Here is a 23,673-nt window from a genome sequence, read left to right as displayed (position 1 = left end):
GTGGGGGGGGGGGGGGGGGGGGGGGGGTGGGGGGGGGGGGGGGGGGGGGGGGTGGGGTGGGGGGGGGGGGGGGGGGGGGGGGCGCACCAACCCCCCCCCCCCCCCCCCCCGACCCACCCAACCCAGTTATCCACAGCCAGCGCTCCTCGCATCTCGTTTATCCACAGATTCGCTCCGCCCCCTCCGTGGTCGTGGTCCAGGGGCGATCGTCGAAGGGTGCCTCTTCACAAACGCTGGTCGGAGGAGTCCATCCCGGCCGAACAACGCCCGAGCTGGACGGTCCTCCTGGCGGAGCAGCACGGAGTCGTCAACACCCGGCAGCTTCGTGCCTACGGCCACTCTGTCGCCGACATAGAGGCCAACCTCGATGCCGGACGCTGGCAACGAGTGCTGCCACGCGTCTATGCGATGTTCACCGGCACGCTCTCGAGGTCGGCCAAGATCCAGGCCGCGTTGAAGTACGGCAGCGGCCATGCGGTCTTGAGCCACCGCACCGCCGCCGAAGAGTGGGGACTGCTGCCCGTCATCGAAGGCCCGGTGGAGATCACGGTTCCGTACACATCCTCGGCGGTTTCGTGCCCACCTCTGGTAATCGTGCACCGTTCACGCGCCTTGCCGCATATCGCGATCGGGACCTCTCCCCCACGGACCCGCGTGACCGACACGATCATAGATCTGGCCACCGCGCAAAGAACGCCGAAAATGGCGACCGATACCGTGGTCGACCTCGTCAGCCGAAGCAAAGTCCCGTTGGCCGCGATGGAGGATTGCGTGTTCTTCCGGCCACCTTTCCGCTACCGGCCCGCCATCCGGCACGGCCTCGCGCTTCTCGGCGGCGGACTGATGTCTGTGCTCGAAGTGGAATACAAAGAAGCGGTCGAAGACGCGCACGGTCTCCCACCAGGTAGTCGGCAAACACCATTCGAGGTGAAAGGCAACGTCCTCTGGGAGGACGTCACCTACGACCCCCATGGCGCCGCGGTAACGGTCAGACTCGATGGCCGTGCCACCCACGCGATGGCGGACATCGCCTTCCGTGACCGGAACCGGGACAACGCGGCCGAGCTGGCCGGCCGGGCACGCCTCGTCTACGGCTGGCAGGACGTGCGCCACTCACCGTGCCAAGTCGCCGCCGAAGCCCGGACGGTCCTGATCCGAGAGGGCTGGAATCCAGCCGGGGCACGGGAGACGACTTGCCGCCGGTGCCGAGACTGATTCGGGGATTTAGGGGGTAACGCAAAGGTGTCGGGTCGCGGGGATTCGGTCGCGGGGCGATGGTGTCGCGAAAGCCACTTTCGGGACATCAGGCGTCGCGAAAGTGGCTTTCGCGACGCATCTCGACCATGGGTTCAACGAGGGCCACGTCACCGGCGTAGAAGTCACCGGCCTGTACGCGGGCTGCGATCCCGTGGGCTCCGAACGGGGTCTGGAAGTCCCGGCAGCCCAGTGGGGCGCGTTCAGTCACGTGAACAAGGCGGGCAAGGTCGCTCCGGGGCAGAGCGTGGTCCTGAAGGTCACCGGCACGGTGCCCGCGAAAGCAGGCGCCTTCGGTGAAACCGGGCTCGACTGCTGGTTCGACAACGACAACTCCTTGAGTTCCGGGCCGTATGCCTACCAAAAAGCGAAGGTGCCGGGCGCACGGGCCGACTCCCGCGGTCAGCTCTGGTATGACGAGAACGGCAACCACCGGTTCGAGTCAGGCGAAGGAGTGGCGAACGCGACCGTCACCCTGAGCACCACCGACAAGAAGCTCGTGTCGCTCGCCAAAGCCGACGCCAACGGCTTCCTGACCTTCCCCGACGTCGCGGTCGGCGTCTACCGGTTCGCCGTACTCGGAACTTGGCGGGTGGACGAACCCGGTTCGACCGTCGATGTCATCGCACCGCCCTACAACCCTGGCCAGTGGACCAAGCACGTGGTCCCGCGCTGATCTCACGCTGAATGACGGACGGCCCCGGGGGCGAAAGCTCCCGGGGCCGTCGACTTCCGTTATCCCTGAACGAACTTCGCCGCCAGGCCCTCCCCCACGGAGGTCGCCTTCCCGTGGTCCTCGATCGGTGACACCTTCGAATTCTTGAAGCAGACGTAGGTCACGCCCGAGTCGACGCCGCCGTTCTTCGGGTCCGGATTGATGCCCAAGGACTTCGCCGTCGCGTAGGACGCCTCGCCGATGATGTCCTTCGGGCCGGTGTCACCGACGACGGTGTACAACACCTTGTCGTTGTAGATCACCGCACACGAGCCCGCGCCCTTGAGGCCGGATTTCTCGAAGTTCCACGTGCCGCTGATGCTCGGCACGACGATGTAGGGCGTCTGGTCGGCGATCAGTGCCTTGCCGTCGGAACGCGGAAACGCGGTATCGGGATAGAACCACGGGTCGGTGTTCTTGTTGCACCGCGCGGTCGGCTGCCCGTCGCAGTCGATGTCCATGTCGGCCTTCCAGAACACGGCGCCACCCGCGTCACAGACCGCGATCGTGCGGCCGGTCTCGTCGTCGGTCTTGTACTTGCCGTTCGAGATCTGCTTGCAGGCGGCGGTCTTCGCCAGCAACTGCTGGGCGGTCGGGGCCGCCTGCACCGAAGGGGCGGCCACGGCCATCGCCGCGGGGACCAGTCCCGCGACCAGCACCATGGCCGAGGACAGGATCAGTTTCCGCATACCGAGCACCCCTAAGTTAATAAGACTTCTTTACCGAGGATGCTCAGGATGCCGCCGCGCACGACCCGGCTCAAGAGCCGACGGGGTGTTGTTTTCCCACTATACCAAGAAAAACGGTCAAAAGCGGGCAAGCCTGGCGACTCGCGCGATGACCCGTCCCGCTCGACGGTACAGGCCGTCCCGTTCAGCGAGCACGCTGTCGAGCCACTCTTGGTCGACGTCGTGCCGGATCTCGACCCGCGGCCGCAGCCAGCCGTCGCGCGAAGCCGCGCCGCCTTCGGTCGTGTAGACCCTCGTCGCGCCGGAACGCCGAAGCCTGCTGAGCACCCGGCGGTCGTAGGCGCCGAACGGCGGCGCGTACGCGCGCACGGGTTCCCCGCTCAAGTCGGCGAGCAGTTTCGGCGCGGTTTCGAGTTCGCGCCGGGCGTGCCTGCCGTCGAGTCGCCGCCAGTCGCGATGTTCCCAGCCGTGCGAGCCGATCGACATCCCCGCGTCGACCAGCCGCCGGAGGCCGTCGGCGTCGAGAAAACCCCGTTGCCCGATCCGGCCCGCCAGCGGGAAGAACTCCGCGGTGAGATCGCGCTCCACCAGTCTGGGGAGCGCGATCTCGACGTCGGAGGAGTTGCCGTCGTCGAAGGTGAGCCCGACGTCTTCCCGTCCGGCCACCGTGTCGAGCACGCGCTCGAACTGCTCGACGGTCACCCATGATTCGTTCTCGCCTGGATCCAGCGCGCGCACGGGCCTGCCCACGCCGCCTATCGCCAGGATCATCATCCGCGCCTCATCCGGGACCGAGTGTGTTTCCCGATTAATCGAGTTGGCGAACGGAGTAGTTACATGATCCCGCAAGGTGTCCACGAACGGATTACTTGCGAATCTCCAGAGTGCAGCATTTCGGGCCGCCGCCCGCCTTCCGGAGCTCGGAGATGTCCAGGAAGACGACTTCGTAGCCGCGTTCGGTCAACCGCGCCGCCAATCCGGTCGCCTCGACCGGCAGGACGACGTTTCGGCCGTCGGACACCCCGTTCAGCCCGAAGCACTCCGCGTCGGCCCGGTCCGCGATTACCGCGTCCGGGAACATCCGCTCCAGCGCCTTCCGCGATCCGGCCGAGAACGCTTCCGGGAAGTAGGCGATCTGGGCGGAGGTGCTGTCGGTGGCCTCGGCGAGCACGAACAGCGCGGTGTCGAGGTGGTAGTAGCTCGGGTCGATCAACCGCAGCGAGACGACCGGGACACCGAGGACCTCCTGCGCTTCGGCGTGCGCGGCCGGGTCGGTCCGGAAGCCGGTGCCGGCGAGCAGGATCTCGCCGGTCCAGGCGAAGTCGCCTTCGGCCTCGTTGATCTTCTCGGGCATGGTGATGTCGCGGTAGCCGTGCTCGACGAACCAGCGGCGGAAGTGCTCGGCCTCGGCGGTGCGCTGCGGGGCGCGGAACCGCGAGCCGAGGACACGGCCGTCGACGACGGTGCCGGAGTTCGCGGCGAACACCATGTCGGGCAGACCGGGCTGGGCGTCGATCTCCTCGACGGTGTGGCCGAGGCGTCGGTAGGTGTCACGGAGTTCGGTCCATTGCGCCATCGCGGTGTCGACGCTGACCGGTACGGACGGGTCCATCCAGGGGTTGATGACGTAATCCACCGCGAAGTACCGCGGCGGGCACATGAGGTAGCGGCGCGTCGTGGGTACACGGGGCTGCTGCTCCAGTTCCGGCATACCCGAAGGGTAAGGCTCACCTAATTCCGCAATCAATCGCTGTTCGCTGCGCGTATACCTGCTAAACATTGCGTGTGAACACCATCGACCAGCGAATCGTTTCATGCCTGATGGCCAATGCGAGGTCCAGCTACGCCGACATCGGCAAAGTCGTCGGTCTGTCCGCGCCGGCGGTGAAACGACGGGTCGACAGACTGCTCGAAACCGGCGTCCTGCGCGGTTTCACCGCGGTCGTGGACCCCGAGGCATTGGGCTGGGGCACCGAGGCGTTCGTCGAAATGACCTGCAACGGCAACATCACCCCGGCCCGGATCCGCGCCCGGCTGGAGCCGTTGCCGGAGGTCGTCGCGGCGTACACGGTGTCGGGCGCGGCCGACGCGATCGTCCACCTGCGCGCGTCGGACATCCACCATCTGGAAACCGCGCTGGAACGGCTGCGCGGACTGGAGATCGTCGACCGCACGGTCTCCACCGTCGTCCTGTCCCGCTTACTGGAACGCCCGCCCACCCCCGAGGCGTGACACCCTCGATCCCGTGACCGATCAGATCCGCTCCAGCCACGACGGCGGCGTCGCCGTGCTCACCATCGACGCGCCCGCGACCCGCAACGCCCTGACCCTCGACCTGTCCGCGCAGCTGGCCGAGGCCGTTTCGCGCGCCGAAGCCGACGAGAGCGTCCACGCTTTGGTCGTCACCGGCGCTCCACCGGCCTTCTGCGCGGGCGCGGACCTGGACACGCTCGCCGATGCCCGCGAAGACGGGCTCCGCGCCATCTACGACGGGTTCCTCTCGGTTGCGCGGTGTTCCCTGCCGACGATCGCCGCGGTCGGCGGTGCCACCGTGGGTGCCGGACTGAACCTCGCACTCGCCGCGGACGTCCGCATCGTGGGACCGAGGGCGAAGTTCGTGGCCAGATTTCTCGATCTCGGCATCCATCCCGGCGGCGGGATGACGTGGATGATCCAGCGACTCGTCGGCCCGCAGAAGGCGGCCGCGATGACACTCTTCGGTGAGGTCGTCGGCGCCGAAGCCGCTGTCGCAACCGGACTCGCGCTCAAGCTCGTCGACGGGGATCTGGTCGAGGCCGCCCGTGAGCTGGCGAAACCCGCCGTCGATGCCCCGCGCGACGTCCTTCTGGCGACGAAGCGCACGCTTCGGCACACCGCTTCGCTGACCGACCATTCGGCCGCCATCGACGCCGAGATCGAGCCGCAGCTCGCGTCGCTCACCGCGCCCGCGTTCACCGAACGACTGGCCCGGCTGCGCGCGACCATGACCGGCCGATGACCGTTCTCCGACCGGACTTCACTACGCTCGAAGGAGATACGGCTCACAATCGAGGCGTACCGCTAACCGTTACCATCGGTAACAGATAAACCGGGAAATCCCCGCTCAGCGACGAGCTCAGGACACTCGAGAAGTAGGTCCGGGCCGTTTTTGCGGCAACCTGGGAAGTGTGCCGAGGACTAGCCTTGGGACATGGCACCTGTGACCTGGCCGACATCGCCGGGCGAGGCACGTCGGGAGAGAGGGAATCCCTGACCTATGAGCACCAGTGCGAACGGCAACGGCTCCTTGTCGGCCGTCAGGCCCACCGAGGTCGCCAAGCTGGACCGGGTGGTCATCCGGTTCGCCGGCGACTCCGGTGACGGCATGCAGCTGACCGGCGACAGGTTCACCTCGGAAGCGGCCGCGTTCGGCAACGACCTGTCGACCATGCCGAACTTCCCCGCGGAGATCCGCGCGCCTCAGGGCACCATCCCGGGCGTCTCGAGCTTCCAGGTGCACTTCGCCGACTACGACATCCTGACACCGGGCGACCGGCCGGACGTCCTGGTCGCCATGAACCCCGCCGCGCTGAAGGCGAACGTCGCCGACGTCCCGTCGGGCGGGACGATCATCCTCAACACCGACGAGTTCACGAAGCGGAACCTGGTCAAGGTCGGTTACGAGAACGACCCCCTCGACGACGACACCCTTTCGGCCTATCAAGTCCACCGGGTGGCCATGTCGACGTTGACCAGAGGCGCGCTCGAAGAGACCGGACTGTCCAAAAAGGACGCCGAACGCGCGAAGAACATGTTCGCGCTCGGGCTGCTCTCCTGGATGTACCACCGGCCGACCGAAGGCACGGAACGGTTCCTGCGCGAGAAGTTCGCGAAGAAGACCGACATCGCCGAGGCCAACATCCTGGCCTTCCGCGCCGGCTGGAACTACGGCGAGACGACGGAGTCGTTCGCGACGACGTACGAGGTCGCGCCCGCGAAACTGAACCAGGGCACGTACCGCCAGATCACCGGGAACACCGCGCTGGCGTACGGGCTGGTCGCCGCCGGGCAGCAGTCGGGCCTGCAGATCCTGCTGGGCACGTACCCGATCACCCCGGCGTCGGACATCCTCCACGAGCTGTCCAAGCACAAGAACTACGGCATCCTCACCTTCCAGGCCGAGGACGAGATCGCCGGCATCGGCGCGGCGCTCGGCGCGTCCTACGGCGGCGCGCTCGGCGTCACCTCGACGTCCGGGCCGGGTGTCGCGCTGAAGTCCGAGGCCATCGGCCTCGCGGTGATGACCGAACTGCCGCTGGTCGTCGTCGACGTCCAGCGCGGGGGCCCGTCGACCGGGCTGCCGACCAAGACCGAGCAGGCCGACCTGCTGCAGGCGATGTTCGGCCGCAACGGCGAATCCCCGGTGCCGATCATCGCGCCGCTGTCCCCCGCGGACTGCTTCGACGCGGCGCTGGAGGCCACCCGGATCGCGCTGAAGTACCGCACGCCGGTCTTCCTGCTCTCGGACGGCGCGATCGCGAACGGCTCGGAGCCGTGGCTGATCCCGGACGTCGAAAAGCTGCCGGATCTGCGCGTGGAATTCGCCACCGAGCCGAATGCCGAGGACGGTTCCGGGGAATTCTGGCCGTATGTACGCGATCCCGAGACCCTCGCCCGCGCGTGGGCGCTGCCGGGCGCGGCCGGACTGCAGCACCGCATCGGCGGGCTGGAGAAGGCCGACAAGACCGGCCACATCTCCTACGACCCCGACAACCACGACAAGATGGTCCGCCTGCGCCAGGCCAAGATCGACGGCGTCGACGTCCCCGACCTCGTCGTCGACGACCCGAGCGGCGGCAGGGCACGGGTGCTGGCGCTCGGCTGGGGCTCCTCCTACGGGCCGATCGGCGCCGCGTGCCGCCGCGTCCGCAAGGACGGGATGCCCATCGCGCAGGCGCATCTACGGCATCTCAACCCGTTCCCGGGCAACCTCGGTGACGTACTCCGTTCGTACGACATCGTGGTGGTCCCTGAAATGAATCTCGGCCAGCTTTCGATGCTCTTGAGGGCCAAGTACCTCGTCGACGTGAAGTCGTACACGAAGGTCGCCGGGCTTCCTTTCAAGGCCGAAGAGCTGCAAGGCGTCTTCACGGAGATCATCACCAGTACGGAGGGGGCGAAGTGACCGCGATCGACCTGGGGATCCCCACCCTCGGCGGCTTGGACCTGGTGCCGACCGAGACCGAACCGCAGAAGGCCAAGGACTACAAGTCGGACCAGGAGGTCCGCTGGTGCCCCGGCTGCGGGGACTACGTCGTGCTCAACGCCGTGCAGTCGTTCCTGCCGACGCTGGGCCTCAAACGCGAGAACATCGTGTTCATCTCGGGTATCGGATGCTCGTCCCGGTTCCCGTACTACCTGAACACCTACGGCATGCACTCGATCCACGGCCGGGCGCCGTCGATCGCGACCGGGCTCGCGACCGCGCGGCCGGATCTGTCGGTGTGGGTCGTCACCGGTGACGGCGACGCGCTCTCCATCGGCGGCAACCACCTGATCCACGCGTTGCGGCGCAACGTGAACATCAAGATCCTGCTGTTCAACAACCGGGTCTACGGCCTCACCAAGGGCCAGTACTCGCCGACGTCCGGGCCGGGCATGGTCACGAAGTCCACCCCGATGGGCTCGGTCGACACCCCGTTCAACCCGCTTTCGCTGGCGATCGGCGCCGAGGCGTCGTTCGTCGGCCGCGCGCTCGATTCGGACCGCAAGGGCCTGACCGAGGTGCTGGAGGCCGCCGCGAAGCACCGCGGATCGGCACTGGTGGAGATCTACCAGAACTGCCCGATCTTCAACGACGGCGCTTTCGACGTCCTCAAGGACAAGGACGAGGCCGCCGGCAGGCTCATCCCGCTGCGGACCGGCGAACCGATCAGGTTCGGACCGCAGGGCGAATTCGGCGTCACGAGGAGCGGCTGGGGCGGACTCGAGGTCGGGAAGGTCGCGAACATCGGCGACGAGAACCTCGTCGTGCACGATCCGACGATCGAGGACACCTCGTACGCGTTCGCGCTTTCGCGGATCGGCGACCAGAACCTGAACCACGTGCCGACCGGCATCCTGCGGCAGGTCGAGCGGCCCACCTACGACGACCAGGCACGCGCCCAGGTCGCGGAGGCCCAGGCCGCCCGCAAGCGCGATCTGCAGGGGCTGCTGCGCGGCAAGGACACCTGGACCGTCGTCAGCTAGCCGGTCCCGAACGCCATGAACGGTCCGTTACTTGCAAATTTCGCAAGTAACGGACCGTTCATGGCGTTTGTCAGGAGAGGGGACGGAAGCCCACGCGCTCCGCGTCGGCGGCGGAGCGGAACCAGACCTCCGCGACCATCTTCGGGAACTGCGGCGAGTCCTCGGCGCAGTACCGCAGGGCCGTCACGCTGGCCTTGACCGCGAAGTCGTCGGCGGGACGGCCACCGCCCGGCCGCGGCATCGCCGATCCGGGGCCGAACGGGCCGGGCGGAACGGACTCGGCCACGGGAGCGGCGACCTGTCGCGCGGGCGGGGGCTCCGGCGCCGGCATCGCGTCGCCCGGCTGGACGGCGGGCTCGAACAGCGAGCCGCTCTGCCCACCGGACAGTTCCGGCTCACGGCGTTCGATCGCCCGCATGGACGGCTGGATCGGCTGCGGCGGCTCGAAACCACCGCGGACCGCGCCCCGAGGCGTGCGCTTGGGCAGCACCTGGGTGGCTTCGGCGGGCGTCTCGGGCTCCGAGTCGCCGAGACCGGCCCGCGCTTCTTCGTCGGAACCGAAGGCGTACGCGGGCGGATTGTGCAGTTCTTCTTCGCGCTCGAACCAGTTGGTCTCGACGGGCGCCTGCTCTGTCTCCACACGTGACGCGGGGCTGAACAGCGAAACCGGCTCCGGCTGCGTCTCGACGCCTTCCGGGTCCAACTGCATCTCCAGGCGGGACCGGTACGGCCCTTCGCTCGGCGAAGGCGGCTGAGGTTCGGGTTCGGGCTCGGGTTCCGGTTCGACGTCCAGCTTCGACGCGGGCTGGAGGTACTCGGTCGCCGCGGCGACGTACGAGTTCCCCGGCTCAGGCTCGAGTTCCGGCTCCGGCTGGGCCGCCGGGATGTACTGCGTCCGCTCGGCCGCGTGCTCCCGGTCGGGCTCCGGGTCGGGCTCCTGGTCCGTCTGGGGCGCCGTACGGTACTCGGCCTCGTACTCTTCTTCGGGCTCGAAGGTCTGCGTCGTGGTGGCGACGGACTCCGGCTCCTCGACGACCTCCTGGGCAGGCTCCTCGGCAGGTTCGGTCCACTGCTGCGCGGGTTCCTGCTCGGTGAGCGTCTCGGGGTACGCGGGCTTCGGCTCCTCGACCGCCGTGAACTCCTCGTCCAGCTCGTCGCGCGACGGCTTCGTGAGGTACGCGGTCCCGCCGGCGGCGGCCGCGGCACCCGCGCCGAGGCTCACCCCGGCGGGCAGCCGGGACGTCTCGGCGTGCGCGGTGGCCAGCGAGCTTTCCAGCTCACGGACGCGCTTGCGCGCCGGGATCACCAGCACCAGCCAGGTGAGCAGCGCGCCGACGACGAACGCCAGCAGACTCCACAGCCAAACCTGTCCGAAAATGGACATCTAACCTGCCCTTTGTCAATGCGTTCGTGCGACCAGGTAGTCGGCGACCGATTCGCAGGCGTCCCGGGCGGGCGACGCGGGCAGCGCCGCGAGTTCGGCACGCGCCCGACGAGCGTAGTCGGAAAGAGTTTCGCGTGCGCGTTCGAGTCCGGACGAGGCCCGCAGCAGGTCCAGGGCCTCGGCGACGAGCTTGTCGTCGGAGATCGGTCCCGACAGCAGCTCGACCAGGCGTGGGTCGGTGGCCGGGTCGGCCACCGCATACAGCATCGGAAGCGTACGGACGCCTTCGCGCAGGTCTGTGCCCTGTGCCTTGCCGAGCTCGTCCGAGGCGGACGCGATGTCGATGACGTCGTCGGAGATCTGGAACGCCGTCCCGATGATGTCGCCGAAGCGGCGGAGCGCGTCGATGTAGTGGTCGGGCGCGCCGGACATCATCCCGCCGAACCGGCCGGAGGTGGCGATCAGCGAACCGGTCTTCTGGGCGATGACCGTGAGATAGTGCTCGACCGCGTCGTCGCCGTCGGCCGGGCCGACCGTCTCGCGCATCTGGCCGGTGACCAGCTCGCCGAAGGTCTCGGCGATGATCCGGGCCGCGTCGGTGCCGAGGTCCGCGACCAGCCGCGAAGCGTGCGCGAACAGGAAGTCGCCGGTCAGGATGGCGATGGTGTTGTCCCAGCGGGCGTTGACGCTCTCCGCGCCGCGGCGCATCGTCGCCTCGTCCATCACGTCGTCGTGGTAGAGCGTCGCGAGGTGCACCAGCTCGACGGCCGCGGCGGCGGTGACCACCTGGTCGCCCTGCTTCGGCCCGAACTGCGAGGCCAGCAGCGTGAACAGCGGACGGAAACGTTTGCCCCCCGCCTCGACCAGGTGCGAAGCGGCGTCCTCGACGGCCTTGACGTCACTGCGGACGACCTCGCGAAGCAGGGTCTCGACGTCGGCGAGACCGGTCGCGAGGGTACGCAGGAGCTGCTCGTCGGCGATCTGGAGCCCCACGGACGCGCGCAGGTCCTCGATGGCACCACCTGGGGCAGGTGAAGACACAGACACGTCGGCTCCGCTCTCTTTGACACCGTTCGGGGTTGCTTCCAGCGTAGTGGCTAGTCGCTGAGGCCTGTTGACGTGCTGTCCAGGGGAAACGGTGACGAATATGACACCCCCGCCGAGTATCCCGGACGCGGCGTTGCGGCAAAACTGCGGCTTGACGACGAAGGACACCTCAGCGTGCAACGCTTTCGCCGTCCCGGCGAACGAGGTCTCCTGAGAGTCCCTGGTCAGCGGCGGCGGATCTTGATGTCGTCCATGCAGGTCGCCTTCCCCGCGACGTCGCGGTACGGGTAGCCCTTGGCGTCCAGCAGTTCCATGACCTTCAGCTCGGCCTCGTCGAGCACGTCGCGTTCCTCGTCGCCCCGCAATGTGATGCGGAAGGTGAACGCGCCGAGGTGCGCGCTGTAGGTGAGCAGGCCGTCCTCGGTGAACCCCATCGCCTGGTGGTGGCTCAATTCGGCAAGGAGCCGGGCACGGGTGTCGGCGTCGGGGTGGTCGAACTTGCCCCTGACGAGGACGCGATAGGTCGGCATGAGTCCGAATATACAGACCTGTATCCGGATACGAATCCGAATATCCAACGGGTGCCCATGATCCACGGCCGAGTGAAACGACCGTCACGCGTGCAACGGGCGAATCCGACACGCAGATAGTGATGACAAAAGGAAGAACGGCCGATCCGGTCCGCTCTCCGTCAGGTAAGGAAAACGTGGAATGCGCATCACCATCGCGAGCCGGGCCGGCCTGGTCGGCGTGCTGTTGCTGGCGGGTCTCGGCGCCGGAGTGACACCGGCCGCCGCGTCGAATCCGGCGGGCGTGGCCTCGCTCGGCTCCGCGGCCTTCACCAAGGGCACCTCGGCGCCGATCTCGATCTCGTCGCTCGCCGACTGCGCGGTCGGGGGACCGACGAGCAACTCGTCCGGGGCCGTGACCAGGAACGGGATCACGTTCGGTGGCGGCACGTCGACGTGCACGACCACCGTTGTCGACCCCGAAACCGGCGTGACCTCGACGAAGTCGGAGGCCAAGGGACAGAACTTCGAGCTGTCGGCGCTGGTCTCCTCGATCGGCCCGCGGATCGAGATCAGGTCCTACTCGGTCAGCTGCACGGCCACGCAGACCAGCACGAACGCGAACTGGACCTACGGCGGCGCGACCGGGCTCGGCACCCTGCCGTCTCCGGTGCCGGTCGGCTACGTCAAGCCGATCACCACATCCAACGGGACCCTGCTCGCCGAGGCGATCTTCAACGAGCAGACCTTGCCGGGCAACGGCAGCATCGCGCTGACCATGCTGCGGATCAAATTCGCCCCGGCCTCGAACATCACCGGTGAAGTGGTCGTCGGGCGCACGGCCTGCTCCCCCACTCCGTAAGCCAACCCGCCGGGAAAGGGGCGTCCGGGATCGACCGGGCGCCCCTTTTCCATTCTGGCTTGTATAAGTTTGCGCTGATATTTTGCCGACGCCACCTTGGCCGCCTACACCACGCCTCCGGAGAGTTGAAGGTCTTTGGCGAGCTCCGGGGCGCGAAGCAGGTCGATGAGCTCCTCGTCCGCCCGGAACACGGCGCGGGCTCCCGGCATGTCCGCCTGCCGGAGCATCGCGTGGAGGACGTCGGCGTGCGGCTGGTCGAGCAGGGTCCAGACCATCGCGCGCCGCTTCGCGTCATCCCCCAGTTCGCGTGCGGTCCACCAGCCCACGACGAGCGCGGTCACCTGGTTGACCGCCGTTTCCCGCCCGCGCGCCAGTTGTGCGCGGTTCAGCCCGCACACCTTGATGGTCTGCTCACCTTTTGGGGTCAACGCGCGATAAGTCCCGATCGACAGCACCAGGAACAGGTGGTCCAGCGGGTCTTCGGCGGTCGGGTCGATCAACAGGCTGTCGCCGTCTTCGTCCACCGGGAACAGGTCGCGTTTGTGGTGGCTGTTGCAGTATTCGCACGCGAGCACGTGATTGAGCCAGTCGAACGCGCGGCCCGGATTCCGCGCGATCGGCTCGAAATGGTCCACAGTGGACCCGAGACCGTCACCGCAGTACATGCAGTAGCCGCGGCCGGCGGCCATGACGTCCAGGCTCGCCCGCAAAGAACGCCGCACGGCACGGGAAACTCGCCAGAGCCGTCGCGCTTCTTTGCTGTCACCGGAAGGGATCCGCGCGGTCAGCTCTTCGAGATCGGCCACCACCCGCCCCGGCAGCGCGATCCGGCGGATCCCGATCACCGATCGTCGGCCTCGAACCGCCTGGCCACCTCGTCGACCCGGCTCGGCGGCGAACTGCTCAACATGTCCCGGAGGCGTTCCCACTCCCGGACGTCGTTCGCGTCCGCCCGGCCGGAAGCCACCTGGAACTCGAGTTCGGCGAGGTGCTCCCGCAGCTCGACCGCCTGCGGGGAATAGGGCGTGTCCAAGCCGAAAAGGTCCGACAGCACGGCGTCGTCCCCGGAGCCGAACACGACCCGCTCGTACAGCTCCTCGGAAACCACGCGCGGTGGCACCTCCTCGTCCGGCCCGGAAAGCCGGATGAGGCCGCCGGGGTCGGCGGCCTGGCAGACGTAAGGGCTGTGCGTGGTTACGATGAACTGGATCCGCGGGAAATGCGCCTTGAACCACGGGCCCATGCGTTTCTGCCACGAGACGTGGAGATGCGCGTCCACCTCGTCGATGATCACGACGCCGGGGCTCTCGTGATCCAGACCGGCGCCGTTGAGTTGTTTGAGCAGGTCGACCACGAGCGCGGTCACCGTGCGATAGCCGTCGCTCATCTCGCGCAACGGGAACCTGTCACCGCGGTATTCGACCCAGAGCCCGTCCGAATCGACGTCCCGGATCCGGTAACCGCCGGGCAGAAGACCGTCGCCGAGGATCTCCAGCGCCGCGTCCTTCAGCTCACGCGCGCCCGCTTTTCCCTCCAGAGCACGAAGATGCTGATTGATCAGCCAGGTGACCCCCTCGGCGAGCGAGGCGTCTTCGTGGAACAGGCTGGCCATCCGCGCCAGCGACCCCGCGCCGCGCATCCACGACTCGGCCTCCCCGCTGCCGCCCGCGAGCCGCCGGAAGGGCCCATACGCCGCGCAGAACGGCTGTCCCGGCGGGAGTCCGGAGATCGGCAGCAGACCGGAGTCGAGCCAGCGGACCTCGACCGGCGCCGGGCCCCCCTCGCGCATCACCGACAGCTCGATCGACCCGGATGTCTGGTTCGTCGAAATCCAGCTCCCGGCGTCCGACAGCAACCCCCAGGCCACGTCCGGCGCCGCCGCGACCGCGATGGCCCGCAGCAGCGAGGTCTTGCCCGAACCGTTACGCCCGGCGAGCACCACCCAGCCGGGGCCGGGCAAGCGGAGGTCGACGGTGCGGGCACCACTGAAGCCGCGGATGTTCTCCAGCCGGACCCGCTCGATGTACATGAAGGAAGCTTACGACGGCGAGGACTTCACCTGGCCACCCGAAAGTGGGTGACCATCGCGGCGTCTATCCCGCGCTCCCGCTGTGGCGGGAGCTGCAAACGGACATGGCACGAGGGCTTCATAGCCGTCGCGAAGAAGCGTGCCGTACTTCAGCCTTGGGGCCCGCCCGTGACGGGGCGGGCGTAGCCGCCCGCCGACGGTCGTAGGCCGCCAGTTCGATCAGCTCGCAGAAATCAAGTGCCTCAAGCGCCGCATTGACGACCTGTTCGGCACGGCTCGCAGGCCGCGGCCGCTTCGGATGCCATTGCGAAAACCGCGGTCGCGGCGGAGCTGTTTCCACGGAATCCGTACAGTCGCCAACGGCAGGTGAGAACTGCGCCGGGAATCACTCTTTGGAACTTTGTTACGCAGAGTGCGCGAATTGCCGGGTCGACCATCAGACAGAACCCCGTTTCCTGGAAACATTCACACGAACGGTTTCACGGATGGTCACCGGGTTTGTAATGCTATTCAGCAGGAACGGGACTTTTATGCGGACAGGGTCCTGTCCCCGGGAACCCTGGTAATCTTCCCGGCGTCGGATTACGCAGGGTGCATCGAGAAGACGCGCCTTATAGCCACGGGAGGGGGCGTATGACGACGGTGATTTCGGGACGGCTTCGACCATTCAACGCGGCACGATTCGAGGCGCCAGAGGTGCATCGCCATGCCTGAGGGCTCGCCGACCTATGAGCCAGGATTGCGCTGGAGTGAAGTCGATCGGTTCCGCCCCACAGGGGGCTCCTACGGGACGACTGTCGGGGAAGGTGCAGGGTTCAAGTACGACGCGGCGACCCTTCACGAGCTGGCCCAAGAGTGGTCCGACCTGGCGGTGGAGTACAAGAACGATCTGATCGACGCGAACAGAATCGCCTTCGCCCAGCCTCCGGGCCTCGAGTACGCGAGCGGGGACAACGCATCGATAACCCGGCAGTCCGGCGAAGCGCTCGTCGAAGCCCTCAATCAGCGCATCAACTACTGCGAGAACATGGCCAAGAAGTACCTGTCAGCCCTCGGCAAATACTCAACGGCCGAAGAGCACGCCACCACAGTCATCAACCAACAGCCGAAAGGCATCGCCTGATGCGTCGAACGGTTCTCATGGTCGGCGCGTTCGCGCTCGTCCTCAGCGCTTGCTCGACCCCCACCACGAACGGCACCCCCACGCCCACCGCCGGTGGAACAGGCCTGAGCCCGTCGAACTCGGTCAGTGCGCCTCCTGACGTACCCAAAGTCGAAAACCCGATCGATCTCACCAGGTCGAAGCAGGCGCCCTGTAATGCCCTCACCAAAACCCAGGTCGAAGAACTCCTGGGTACGACGCCGGATGGCGAAGCACGAGACGGCGCAGCGGGACCTGCATGCACGTGGGTCGCCCCCTCGACCACCCGACCGTTGGTCAGCGTGGTCTTCAGCAATACGCAGGACAGCGGTACAGCGAGGATCTATGCGGCCAAGGGCAAGTCCTACGAACTCATGGAGCCGCTCGAACCGGTCGACGGGTACCCGCTGACCGCCTATGGCATCAAGGACGAGCGCTCCGTCGGCCGATGCTCAGCGGCGCTGGGGACCAGCGACACGGAAACCATCGGCATCGCGGCGGAGCAATCCGAAGCGAACGTCGGCAAGAAGGACCCCTGTGCCGTCGTACGTGAAGCCGCAGTCAGAGTGCTGGCCACCATCCGAGGGGGCAACCGATGACGGCGGGTCCGCTCACCGCAGCCCAGATCTATGAGCAGGTCACCGGCGGTGCAGGGCCGGGATCGCTGTCCGATGCCCAGCACAGTGGCTACAACCTGACCAAACGGCACCACGAACGGGCGCAGCGGCTCGCCGCGCTCGCCCAGAAGACTCTCGCCGGCTGGCAAGGCGGGGCCAGTATCGCCGCGTTCGACGCGACGACGCCGGTCGTGGAGGCGGCAGCGGACGACGCGATGCACCTGTCGAGGGCTCAGACCGCCATCAGCGCACAGTTGGACGCGTTCGGCTCGGCGAAGAACTCGGTCAAGCCGGTGCCGCCGGAGCAGCCCCAGCCCACCGCTCAGGACGTGGTCGGTCTGTTGGAGGGCAAGCCCGGCGGCTACTTCGACGCGCTCAAGAGTTACCAGGTCGACAGCCAGCACAACATCGACACCTTCGCGAGCTACCACTCGGCCAGCACCTCCAACGGTGACGAGCTGCCCGCCCGGTACGCGCAGCTCACCGACCCCGGCGGCAGTGTCACCCTGGACGAGGGTGACGCCGGGAAGCCGGTAGCGAAGGGGTTCGGCGACGACTCCGACGGACGCCGGCCCGGCACCGGCGAGCCCTACCGCGGGCCGCGAGGCAGCGAGCCAGGGCCGGGCGTCGGCGAGCCAGGGCCGGGCGATCCTAGATTCAGTGGTCCGAGCGTGAACGGGCCGCAACCAGGGCAAGGCCCCCATCCAGGTCAAGACCAGCCCGGACAGTCGCAGCCTGTCCAGCCGCATCCGGTCGCACAGCAGCCTGACGACGGGACCCGCGCGAATTCGTACACGCCATCTCAGGTCAACCCGGTCCTGCCGCCGGCGGCGAACCTCGACTTCGGGCCGACCGGCAAACCGGGCACCACCTTCAACCAGCCAGGAACCTTCCCACCCGGGGACACCTCGTTCGGGCCGGGACAAGGCCCCGCCAGCGGGCCAGGCGGGCGAACCGGGGGCGGGCCCGGCTCCGTAGGCGGGTATCGAGGCGGACCAGGCGGCACCGGGCAGCCCGGCATGGGCGGCCGGAGCGGTGCGGGGATGCCCGGCGAAGGCGTCGGCGGCCGAGGTGCGGCGGGAACGGCCGGGGCGACGGGCCGTGGCGGGGTGAACGGGGTGCCGATGGCGCCCGGCGCGGCCCGAGGGAAGGGCGAGGAGGACAAGGAGAAGAAAGCTCCGGCGTACCTCCAGAACCCGGATCCGGACGAGACCTTCGGTGGCTACACCGAAAAGCCGATGCCGCCGGTGATCGGCGAGACCAAGAAGTAGCACCACAGTCCCAGGGGAGGAGACACGGTGCTCGCGCGCCCGGTCGAGATCACGCTCGACACTCTGTTGACCGCGTTACGTCACGCCGGTTGCGGAGATCCGCACCTGATCTTCGCGGGCGGCCTGCGCTACATCCCGCCGTCGTCGCGAAACGGCGAAGACCGGGCAGCGTTCGAGGAACTCGGCGGGCTCGGTTTCACCGAGGGCAAGCGGCTGACCAGCGACTTCGAAGACGTCCTGCACATACTCGACCGGCCGAACACCGAGTATTACGCGACCGTGCGAACGGACGCGGAGCAGTACAACGTGCTCGTCGCCGTGCGTGGACGTGGCGCGGTGACCGCAATCTGCGAAGGAAACCGGGTGTGGCTGAAAGGCGTACGGACCACCGACCGCGCGGCAGCGCTCGTAATGAACCTGCCTGAGTACCCGCCGGCGCGGTTCGCGCCGTTCTCCTTGCCTCAGGACGACTTCAAGCTCGAGGGCGGGAGCGGACTCTACGACGAACCCCAGTCACGAAGCAGGGACGCGCGGTGGCTGGACGACGTCTTCGAGCAGCCCTACTTCGGTGTCGGGTTCTTCGCGGCGGCCAAGCGTCCTGACGGAGGAAGACGCACAGAGGCCACCGACGGCTTGACATACCTGGACCTCGACGCCGGACGGGTGGTCATGCACGTGAGCGGTTCTCCCCGGAACCGGTACATCACCGTCCTGCCTGGTGAACCCGCGCTGCTGGCGCAAAAGGTCGCCGCGCTACGAGCGAGCCTCGACCACTGAGCGGCTCGAAGTCTCGCGGCGAGTGCGCGTACCCGAAACGCGTGAAGGCCCCTTCCCGAGGGAAAGGGCCTTCACGCGCGAAGAGGACCTACTTGAGGGCGAAGCCGCCAGAGCCCGCCCAATCGAGGGCGAACGCCGGGATGAGGCCGAGTACCAGCGTGACGATGACGCCGAGCGTGATCGCCGTGGTGGTGAACGCGCCGGGCACGGTGACGGTCGGGCCGTCGGGAGCCGGCTCGGAGAAGTACATCAGCACGATCACGCGCAGGTAGAAGAACGCGGCGACGGCGCTGAACACGAGCGCGACGACGACCAGGGGCGCCATCCCGTCGGACAGGGCCGCCGAGAACACCACGAACTTACCGACGAAACCACTGGTCAGCGGGATACCGGCGAGTGCGAGCAGCAGGAAGGTGAACACCGCGGCCAGCACCGGTGACCGTTTCGCCAATCCCGCCCAGGCGGACAGGTGCGTCGCCTCGCCGTTCGAGTCCCGCACCAGCGAGACGACACCGAACGCGGCGAGCGTGGTGAAACCGTAGGCCAGCAGGTAGAACAGCGTGCTCGACAGGCCTTCCTCGGTCATCGCGATCGCACCCACGAGGAGGAACCCGGCGTGCGCGATGGACGAGTAGGCGATCATGCGCTTCACGTCGGTTTGCGTCAGGCCCAGCACCGCGCCGATCAGCATCGAGATGATCGCGACACCCCACAGGACGCCGCGCCATTCCCAGCTGGTCGACTCGAAGGCCACCGAGAACACCCGCAGGATCCCGCCGAACGCGGCGACCTTGGTGCAGGCGCCCATGAAAGCGGTGACCGGGGTCGGCGCGCCCTGGTAGACGTCCGGGGTCCAGGTGTGGAACGGGCCGACCGAACCCTTGAACAGCAGGCCGACCGCGAGCAGTCCGAGCCCGGCGAACAGCAGCGTGTCCGAACGGTCCGAACCGGCCGCCGCGTTGGCGATGTCCGACAGCTTCACGGAGTTCGCGTAGCCGTACAGCAGCGCGAGACCGTAGAGGAAGAACGCCGACGAGAACGCGCCGAGCAGGAAGTACTTGACCGCGGATTCCTGCGACAGCAGGCGACGACGTCGCGCGAGACCGCACATCAGGTACAGCGGCAGGCTCAGCACCTCGAGCGCGATGAACATGGTGAGCAGGTCGTTGGCCGCGACGAACGACATCATGCCGCCGAGCGCGAACAGTGTCAGCGGGAAGACCTCGGTCTGCATGCCGGTGGTGCCGACCTGCGCGCGGTCCTGCAGCGTGCCGGGACGGATGCCCGCCTGCGCGACGAACGCGCCGCCCGGTTCGACCGAACGATCGGCGATCAGCAGTACCGCGCCGAGCGCCAGCGCCAGCAGCGTGCCCCACAGGAACAGCGACGGCCGGTCGACGGCGATCGCGCCGCTGAAGGTCGTGATGCCGTTCTTCGGCGCGGACGAACTGGCGTACCAGACCAAAAAGACGCCCGCCGCCCCGATCCCGAGCAGGGACAGGAAGACCTGCGACGGCCACCGCATGTGCTTGGGCAGGAACGCCTCGAACAGCACGCTGACACACGCCGCCCCGAGGATGATCAGGATCGGTGTGACAGCGAAGTAGTCGATCGACGGCACCTGCACCGGTGGCGCCTGAGTCGAGAAGAGCACGGTTTACTTGCCTCCCTGCACGGCAGACATGGTCTGCTGCACCGACGGGGTGATCGTGTCGAGCACCGGCTTGGGGTAGAACCCGAGCGCGATGATCAGCACGACCATCGGCGCCAGGATCGCGATCTCCCGGCCGCCGAGGTCCTTGATGGCTTTGGTCGCCCCGAGTTCGGGAGCGATCGCCGTGCCGGGGCCTCCACCCGCACCGATCAGGGCATCACCGCGGACGGGGCCCTGCATGACGCGCTGGTAGAGCCAGAGCACGTACGCCGCGGCCAGCACCATGCCGACCGTCGCGATGGTCGTGTACACCGGGTGGTCCACAAAGGACCCCAGCAGCACCAGGAACTCACTGATGAAGGAGTTGGTGCCGGGCAGGGACAAGGTGGACAGACCGGCGATGAGCAGCATCCCGCCGAGCAGCGGGGTCACCTTCGCCATGCCGCCGTAGTCGGAGATCCTGGTGGATCCGCCGCGCATCACGATCAGGCCGACGACCACGATCAGCATGCCGGTGGCGAGGCTGTGGTTGAGCATGTACGACACCGAGCCGACCATCGCCTGCTCGTTGAAGGTGAAGATGCCCAGCGCGATGAACCCGAAGTGGGCGATCGACACGTAGGCGATGAACCGCTTCATGTCGCGCTGCCCGGCCGCGAGGATCGATCCATAAAGGACACCCGCGACGGCGAGTACCAGCACCCACGGCGCGAGTTCCTTGCTGGCGTCCGGGAACATCGGGAGGCAGTAGCGCAGGAACCCGAACGTGCCGACCTTGTCCAGCACACCGACCAGCAGCACCGCGACGCCGATGGGCGCCTGGCCCGCGGCGTCCGGCAGCCAGGTGTGGAACGGCACCAAAGGGGCCTTGATCGCGAACGCGAGGAAGAACCCGATGAACAGCCAGATCTGCGTCCCCAGCGGGGCGTCGCGGACGACCGTGACGAGCGTTTCCCAGTCGAAGGTGCCCTTGCCGAGTTCGTCCGACGCCATCGAGTACGCCCCGATGGCCGAGGCCAGCATGATCAGGCCGCCGAGGAACGAGTACAGGAAGAACTTGACCGCCGCGTACTGCCGGTTCGCGCCGCCGTAGCCACCGATCAGGAAGTACATCGGGATCAGCATGATCTCGAACAGCACGTAGAACAGGAAGACGTCGGTCGCGGCGAACACCGCGATGGTCAGTGCCTCCTGCACCAGGATCAGCGAGAGGAACCCGCCCGCCGAGCGCCCGGCCGGGAGCTTGTCGGTCAGGCCCAGCGCGCCGACCACGATCGGCACCAGCAGGCCGATGACCGCGATCATCACCAGCGCGATGCCGTCGATGCCGAACGAGATGTGGATGCCGAAGTTCGGGATCCAGTCCATCGAGGACTTCTGCTGGATCCGGTCCCCCGTGGGCGTGTAACTCGCCCACATCGGGATCACCAGCAGGAACGTCAGGAGCGACACCACGAGCGCGGTGAGCGTCGCCAGGTGATCGTTCTTCCTCATCCCCGCGACGACCGCGGCGCCGACCAGCGGCAGCAGGATGGTTGCGAGAACCCAAGTCATCAGGAGAACCTCACCAGCAGAAGTGCCGCCAGAAGCAGGAATGTGCCGCCCAGCATGGACAGTGCGTACGAGCGGACGAAGCCGGTCTGAAGGCGGCGCAGGCGCCCGGATCCGCCGCCGAGCGCGGCGGCGAGGCCGTTGACCGCGCCGTCGACCCCGCGGTTGTCCACGTAGACCAGCGCGCGGGCGAGCCAGGTGCCCGGTCGGGCGACCAGCGTTTCGTTCAGAGTGTTGCCGTAGAGGTCGTTGCGCGCGGCCTTGACCACGCCGGAGACCCGCTCGGGGCGTTCCACCGGAACGTCCTTACGACCGACGAAGAGCCACGCGGCCACCGCGCCGAGTACGGAGAGCGCCACGGTGAGGATCGGGACCAGCGCGTGCGGGATGACGCTGTGGCCGCCCTCTTCGAGCGGGCCGACCACGGGCGAGAGCCACTCGGCGAACCGGTCGCCGAGGGCGAAGAACGCACCGGCACCGACCGAACCGATCGCCAGGATGATCATCGGCCACTTCATCACCGCGGGGGACTCGTGCGGGTGGAAGTCGCGGCCGTCGCTGCTCTTGATCTCCTTCCAGCGTTCCTTGCCGAAGAAGGTCATCACCATCAGGCGCGTCATGTAGAACGCGGTGAGCCCGGCGCCGAGCAGCGCCGCGCCGCCCATCACCCAGCCACGCCAGCCGCCCTGGCTGAGCGCCGCTTCGATGATCGCGTCCTTGGTGAAGAAGCCGGACAGTGGCGGGATGCCGATCAGCGCCAGGTAGCCGAGCGCGAAGGTCCAGAAGGTGACCGGCATGTGCTTGCGCAGCCCGCCGTACTTCCGCATGTCGACCTCGTCGTTCATGGCGTGCATCACCGAACCGGCCCCGAGGAACAGCCCGGCCTTGAAGAAACCGTGTGCCACCAGATGCATGATGCCGAGCGCGTAGGCGATCGGCCCGAGGCCGACGGCGAGCATCATGTAGCCGATCTGACTGACCGTGGAGTACGCCAGGACCTTCTTGATGTCGTCGTAGGCGCAGCCGATGACGCATCCGATCAGGAGCGTGACCGTACCGACGAGGGTGACGATCAGGCGGCCGTCCGGAGTGGCGTTGAAGATCTCGTGCGCGCGGGCGACCAGGTAGACGCCGGCGGTCACCATCGTCGCCGCGTGGATGAGGGCCGAGACCGGGGTCGGGCCCTCCATCGCGTCCGGAAGCCAGGCCTGCAACGGGAACTGACCGGATTTACCGCAGGCGCCCAGCAGCAACAGGATCGCGATCGCGGTGATCGCACCGGGCGGGATCCGGTCGATCGCGCCGAAGACCTCGGCGTATCCGGTGCTCCCGACGTACTTGAACATCAGGAAGATCGCCAGCGCGAGCCCGACGTCACCGACGCGGTTCATCAGGAACGCCTTCTTCGCGGCGGTGGCCGCGGACGGGCGGTCCTGGTACCAGCCGATGAGCAGGTACGACGCGAGACCGACACCTTCCCAGCCGAGGTACAACGTCACGAAGCTGTTGCCCAGCACCAGGATCAGCATCGAGGCGACGAACAGGTTGAGGTACGCGAAGAACCTCGACCGGTCGCGGTCCTCGGCCATGTAGCCGATCGAGTAGAAGTGGATCAGCATGCCGACGCCGGTGATCAGCAGCACGAACGTCAGCGACAGCGCGTCGATCCGTAGCCCGAAGTCGACCTGCAGCGCCGAAACCGGGATCCACGAGAACAGCTTGACGTCCGCGATGCTCTTCGTGTCGGCGGTGAAGAACAGGATCAGGCCGTACACAAAGGACAGTGAGACGGTCGCGCTGCCGAGGAGGTGTCCCCAGCCCCTGGCTCGTTTACCGGCCAGCAGAAGAATCAGTGCGCCAAGAGCCGGGAAGGCCACCAGCAGCCACGATGATGCGGTCACTCTGAAATCCAATCAGTCGCGCGGAGCGCGTCCAACAAGGGTGG

The 23,673-nt window shown here is 67.5% G+C and carries 22 protein-coding genes; 11 read left to right on the top strand and 11 right to left on the bottom strand.

Going from position 1 to position 23,673, the window contains the following annotated elements; all coding sequences use genetic code 11:
- Positions 1-216 precede the first annotated feature (216 nt).
- Positions 217-1,215, top strand: a complete 999-nt coding sequence (locus tag ACZ6DT_RS18695; protein WP_465596296.1) for a hypothetical protein — start codon at positions 217-219, stop codon at positions 1,213-1,215.
- 103 nt (positions 1,216-1,318) lie between these two features.
- Positions 1,319-1,930, top strand: a complete 612-nt coding sequence (locus tag ACZ6DT_RS18690; RefSeq protein ID WP_465596293.1) for a carboxypeptidase-like regulatory domain-containing protein — start codon at positions 1,319-1,321, stop codon at positions 1,928-1,930.
- Positions 1,931-1,989: 59 nt separating this feature from the next.
- Here ACZ6DT_RS18690 and ACZ6DT_RS18685 read toward each other — a convergent pair whose 3' ends face one another.
- From ACZ6DT_RS18685 to ddaH, 3 genes are all read right to left on the bottom strand, one after another.
- The gene (locus ACZ6DT_RS18685; RefSeq protein WP_465596290.1) at positions 1,990-2,658 is read right to left on the bottom strand and encodes a glycoside hydrolase family 75 protein; all 669 of its coding nucleotides are present in this window, start codon (positions 2,656-2,658) and stop codon (positions 1,990-1,992) included.
- A gap of 117 nt (positions 2,659-2,775) precedes the next feature.
- Complete coding sequence (locus ACZ6DT_RS18680) at positions 2,776-3,432, bottom strand: polysaccharide deacetylase family protein (RefSeq protein ID WP_465596287.1); 657 nt, start codon at positions 3,430-3,432, stop codon at positions 2,776-2,778.
- Between the two features lie 91 nt (positions 3,433-3,523).
- Positions 3,524-4,369, bottom strand: coding sequence for a dimethylargininase (gene ddaH, locus ACZ6DT_RS18675; RefSeq protein WP_465596284.1), 846 nt, complete (start codon positions 4,367-4,369; stop codon positions 3,524-3,526).
- A 74-nt stretch (positions 4,370-4,443) separates the two neighbouring features.
- Here ddaH and ACZ6DT_RS18670 point away from each other — a divergent pair, with 74 nt between their 5' ends.
- The 4 genes from ACZ6DT_RS18670 to ACZ6DT_RS18655 all read left to right on the top strand — a co-directional run bounded on the left by ACZ6DT_RS18670 (position 4,444) and on the right by ACZ6DT_RS18655 (position 8,886).
- Complete coding sequence (locus tag ACZ6DT_RS18670) at positions 4,444-4,890, top strand: Lrp/AsnC family transcriptional regulator (RefSeq protein ID WP_005151923.1); 447 nt, start codon at positions 4,444-4,446, stop codon at positions 4,888-4,890.
- A 13-nt stretch (positions 4,891-4,903) separates the two neighbouring features.
- Positions 4,904-5,656, top strand: coding sequence for an enoyl-CoA hydratase (locus ACZ6DT_RS18665; RefSeq protein WP_465596280.1), 753 nt, complete (start codon positions 4,904-4,906; stop codon positions 5,654-5,656).
- Between the two features lie 258 nt (positions 5,657-5,914).
- Positions 5,915-7,822, top strand: coding sequence for a 2-oxoacid:acceptor oxidoreductase subunit alpha (locus ACZ6DT_RS18660; protein WP_465596277.1), 1,908 nt, complete (start codon positions 5,915-5,917; stop codon positions 7,820-7,822).
- Positions 7,819-8,886, top strand: a complete 1,068-nt coding sequence (locus ACZ6DT_RS18655) for a 2-oxoacid:ferredoxin oxidoreductase subunit beta (RefSeq protein WP_465596274.1) — start codon at positions 7,819-7,821, stop codon at positions 8,884-8,886. The genes ACZ6DT_RS18660 and ACZ6DT_RS18655 overlap by 4 nt, the downstream gene beginning before the upstream one ends.
- 70 nt (positions 8,887-8,956) lie before the next feature.
- On the opposite strand, the gene ACZ6DT_RS18650 is transcribed toward ACZ6DT_RS18655, so the two are convergent.
- The 3 genes from ACZ6DT_RS18650 to ACZ6DT_RS18640 all read right to left on the bottom strand — a co-directional run bounded on the left by ACZ6DT_RS18650 (position 8,957) and on the right by ACZ6DT_RS18640 (position 11,847).
- Positions 8,957-10,270, bottom strand: coding sequence for a sunset domain-containing protein (locus ACZ6DT_RS18650; RefSeq protein ID WP_465596271.1), 1,314 nt, complete (start codon positions 10,268-10,270; stop codon positions 8,957-8,959).
- A 15-nt stretch (positions 10,271-10,285) separates the two neighbouring features.
- A complete protein-coding gene (locus tag ACZ6DT_RS18645) occupies positions 10,286-11,311 on the bottom strand; it encodes a polyprenyl synthetase family protein (RefSeq protein ID WP_465596268.1) in 1,026 nt (341 codons plus the stop codon).
- 230 nt (positions 11,312-11,541) lie between these two features.
- Positions 11,542-11,847 carry a DUF6204 family protein gene (locus tag ACZ6DT_RS18640; RefSeq protein WP_465596265.1) on the bottom strand — a complete coding sequence of 102 codons (306 nt, stop codon included), beginning with the start codon at positions 11,845-11,847 and terminating at the stop codon, positions 11,542-11,544.
- A 181-nt stretch (positions 11,848-12,028) separates the two neighbouring features.
- On the opposite strand from ACZ6DT_RS18640, the gene ACZ6DT_RS18635 reads away from it, so the two are divergent.
- On the top strand, positions 12,029-12,688 hold the full coding sequence (locus ACZ6DT_RS18635; protein ID WP_465596262.1) for a hypothetical protein: 660 nt from the start codon (positions 12,029-12,031) through the stop codon (positions 12,686-12,688).
- Between the two features lie 104 nt (positions 12,689-12,792).
- Here ACZ6DT_RS18635 and ACZ6DT_RS18630 read toward each other — a convergent pair whose 3' ends face one another.
- Positions 12,793-13,533: an HNH endonuclease gene (locus ACZ6DT_RS18630; RefSeq protein WP_465596259.1), complete on the bottom strand. Its 741-nt coding sequence runs from the start codon at positions 13,531-13,533 to the stop codon at positions 12,793-12,795.
- Entirely contained in the window at positions 13,530-14,717 is a 1,188-nt protein-coding gene (locus ACZ6DT_RS18625; protein ID WP_465596256.1) for an AAA family ATPase, read from the bottom strand. Before ACZ6DT_RS18625 ends, ACZ6DT_RS18630 begins: the two co-directional genes overlap by 4 nt.
- A gap of 706 nt (positions 14,718-15,423) precedes the next feature.
- Here ACZ6DT_RS18625 and ACZ6DT_RS18620 point away from each other — a divergent pair.
- From ACZ6DT_RS18620 to ACZ6DT_RS18605, 4 genes are read left to right on the top strand one after another with little or no spacing between them, the layout of a single operon-like run.
- Entirely contained in the window at positions 15,424-15,840 is a 417-nt protein-coding gene (locus tag ACZ6DT_RS18620) for a hypothetical protein (protein WP_465596253.1), read from the top strand.
- A 17-nt stretch (positions 15,841-15,857) separates the two neighbouring features.
- Positions 15,858-16,457: a DUF3558 domain-containing protein gene (locus ACZ6DT_RS18615; protein ID WP_465596250.1), complete on the top strand. Its 600-nt coding sequence runs from the start codon at positions 15,858-15,860 to the stop codon at positions 16,455-16,457.
- Positions 16,454-17,746, top strand: coding sequence for a PPE domain-containing protein (locus ACZ6DT_RS18610; protein ID WP_465596247.1), 1,293 nt, complete (start codon positions 16,454-16,456; stop codon positions 17,744-17,746). The genes ACZ6DT_RS18615 and ACZ6DT_RS18610 overlap by 4 nt, the downstream gene beginning before the upstream one ends.
- Positions 17,747-17,773: 27 nt before the next feature.
- Complete coding sequence (locus ACZ6DT_RS18605) at positions 17,774-18,523, top strand: ESX secretion-associated protein EspG (protein WP_465596244.1); 750 nt, start codon at positions 17,774-17,776, stop codon at positions 18,521-18,523.
- 88 nt (positions 18,524-18,611) lie between these two features.
- On the opposite strand, the gene nuoN is transcribed toward ACZ6DT_RS18605, so the two are convergent.
- From nuoN to nuoL, 3 genes are read right to left on the bottom strand one after another with little or no spacing between them, the layout of a single operon-like run.
- Positions 18,612-20,177: an NADH-quinone oxidoreductase subunit NuoN gene (nuoN, locus tag ACZ6DT_RS18600; protein ID WP_465596241.1), complete on the bottom strand. Its 1,566-nt coding sequence runs from the start codon at positions 20,175-20,177 to the stop codon at positions 18,612-18,614.
- A 3-nt stretch (positions 20,178-20,180) separates the two neighbouring features.
- Positions 20,181-21,731 (bottom strand): NADH-quinone oxidoreductase subunit M, encoded by a 1,551-nt coding sequence (locus ACZ6DT_RS18595; RefSeq protein WP_465596238.1) that lies wholly within the window; start codon positions 21,729-21,731, stop codon positions 20,181-20,183.
- The gene (gene nuoL / locus ACZ6DT_RS18590; RefSeq protein WP_465596235.1) at positions 21,731-23,629 is read right to left on the bottom strand and encodes an NADH-quinone oxidoreductase subunit L; all 1,899 of its coding nucleotides are present in this window, start codon (positions 23,627-23,629) and stop codon (positions 21,731-21,733) included. The genes ACZ6DT_RS18595 and nuoL overlap by 1 nt, the downstream gene beginning before the upstream one ends.
- Between the last annotated feature and the right edge of the window lie 44 nt (positions 23,630-23,673).

Source organism: Amycolatopsis sp. NPDC041971 (assembly GCF_055588925.1).
The sequence above is the reverse complement of the archived record's forward strand: the minus strand, read 5'-3'. Positions and strand labels throughout refer to the sequence as shown.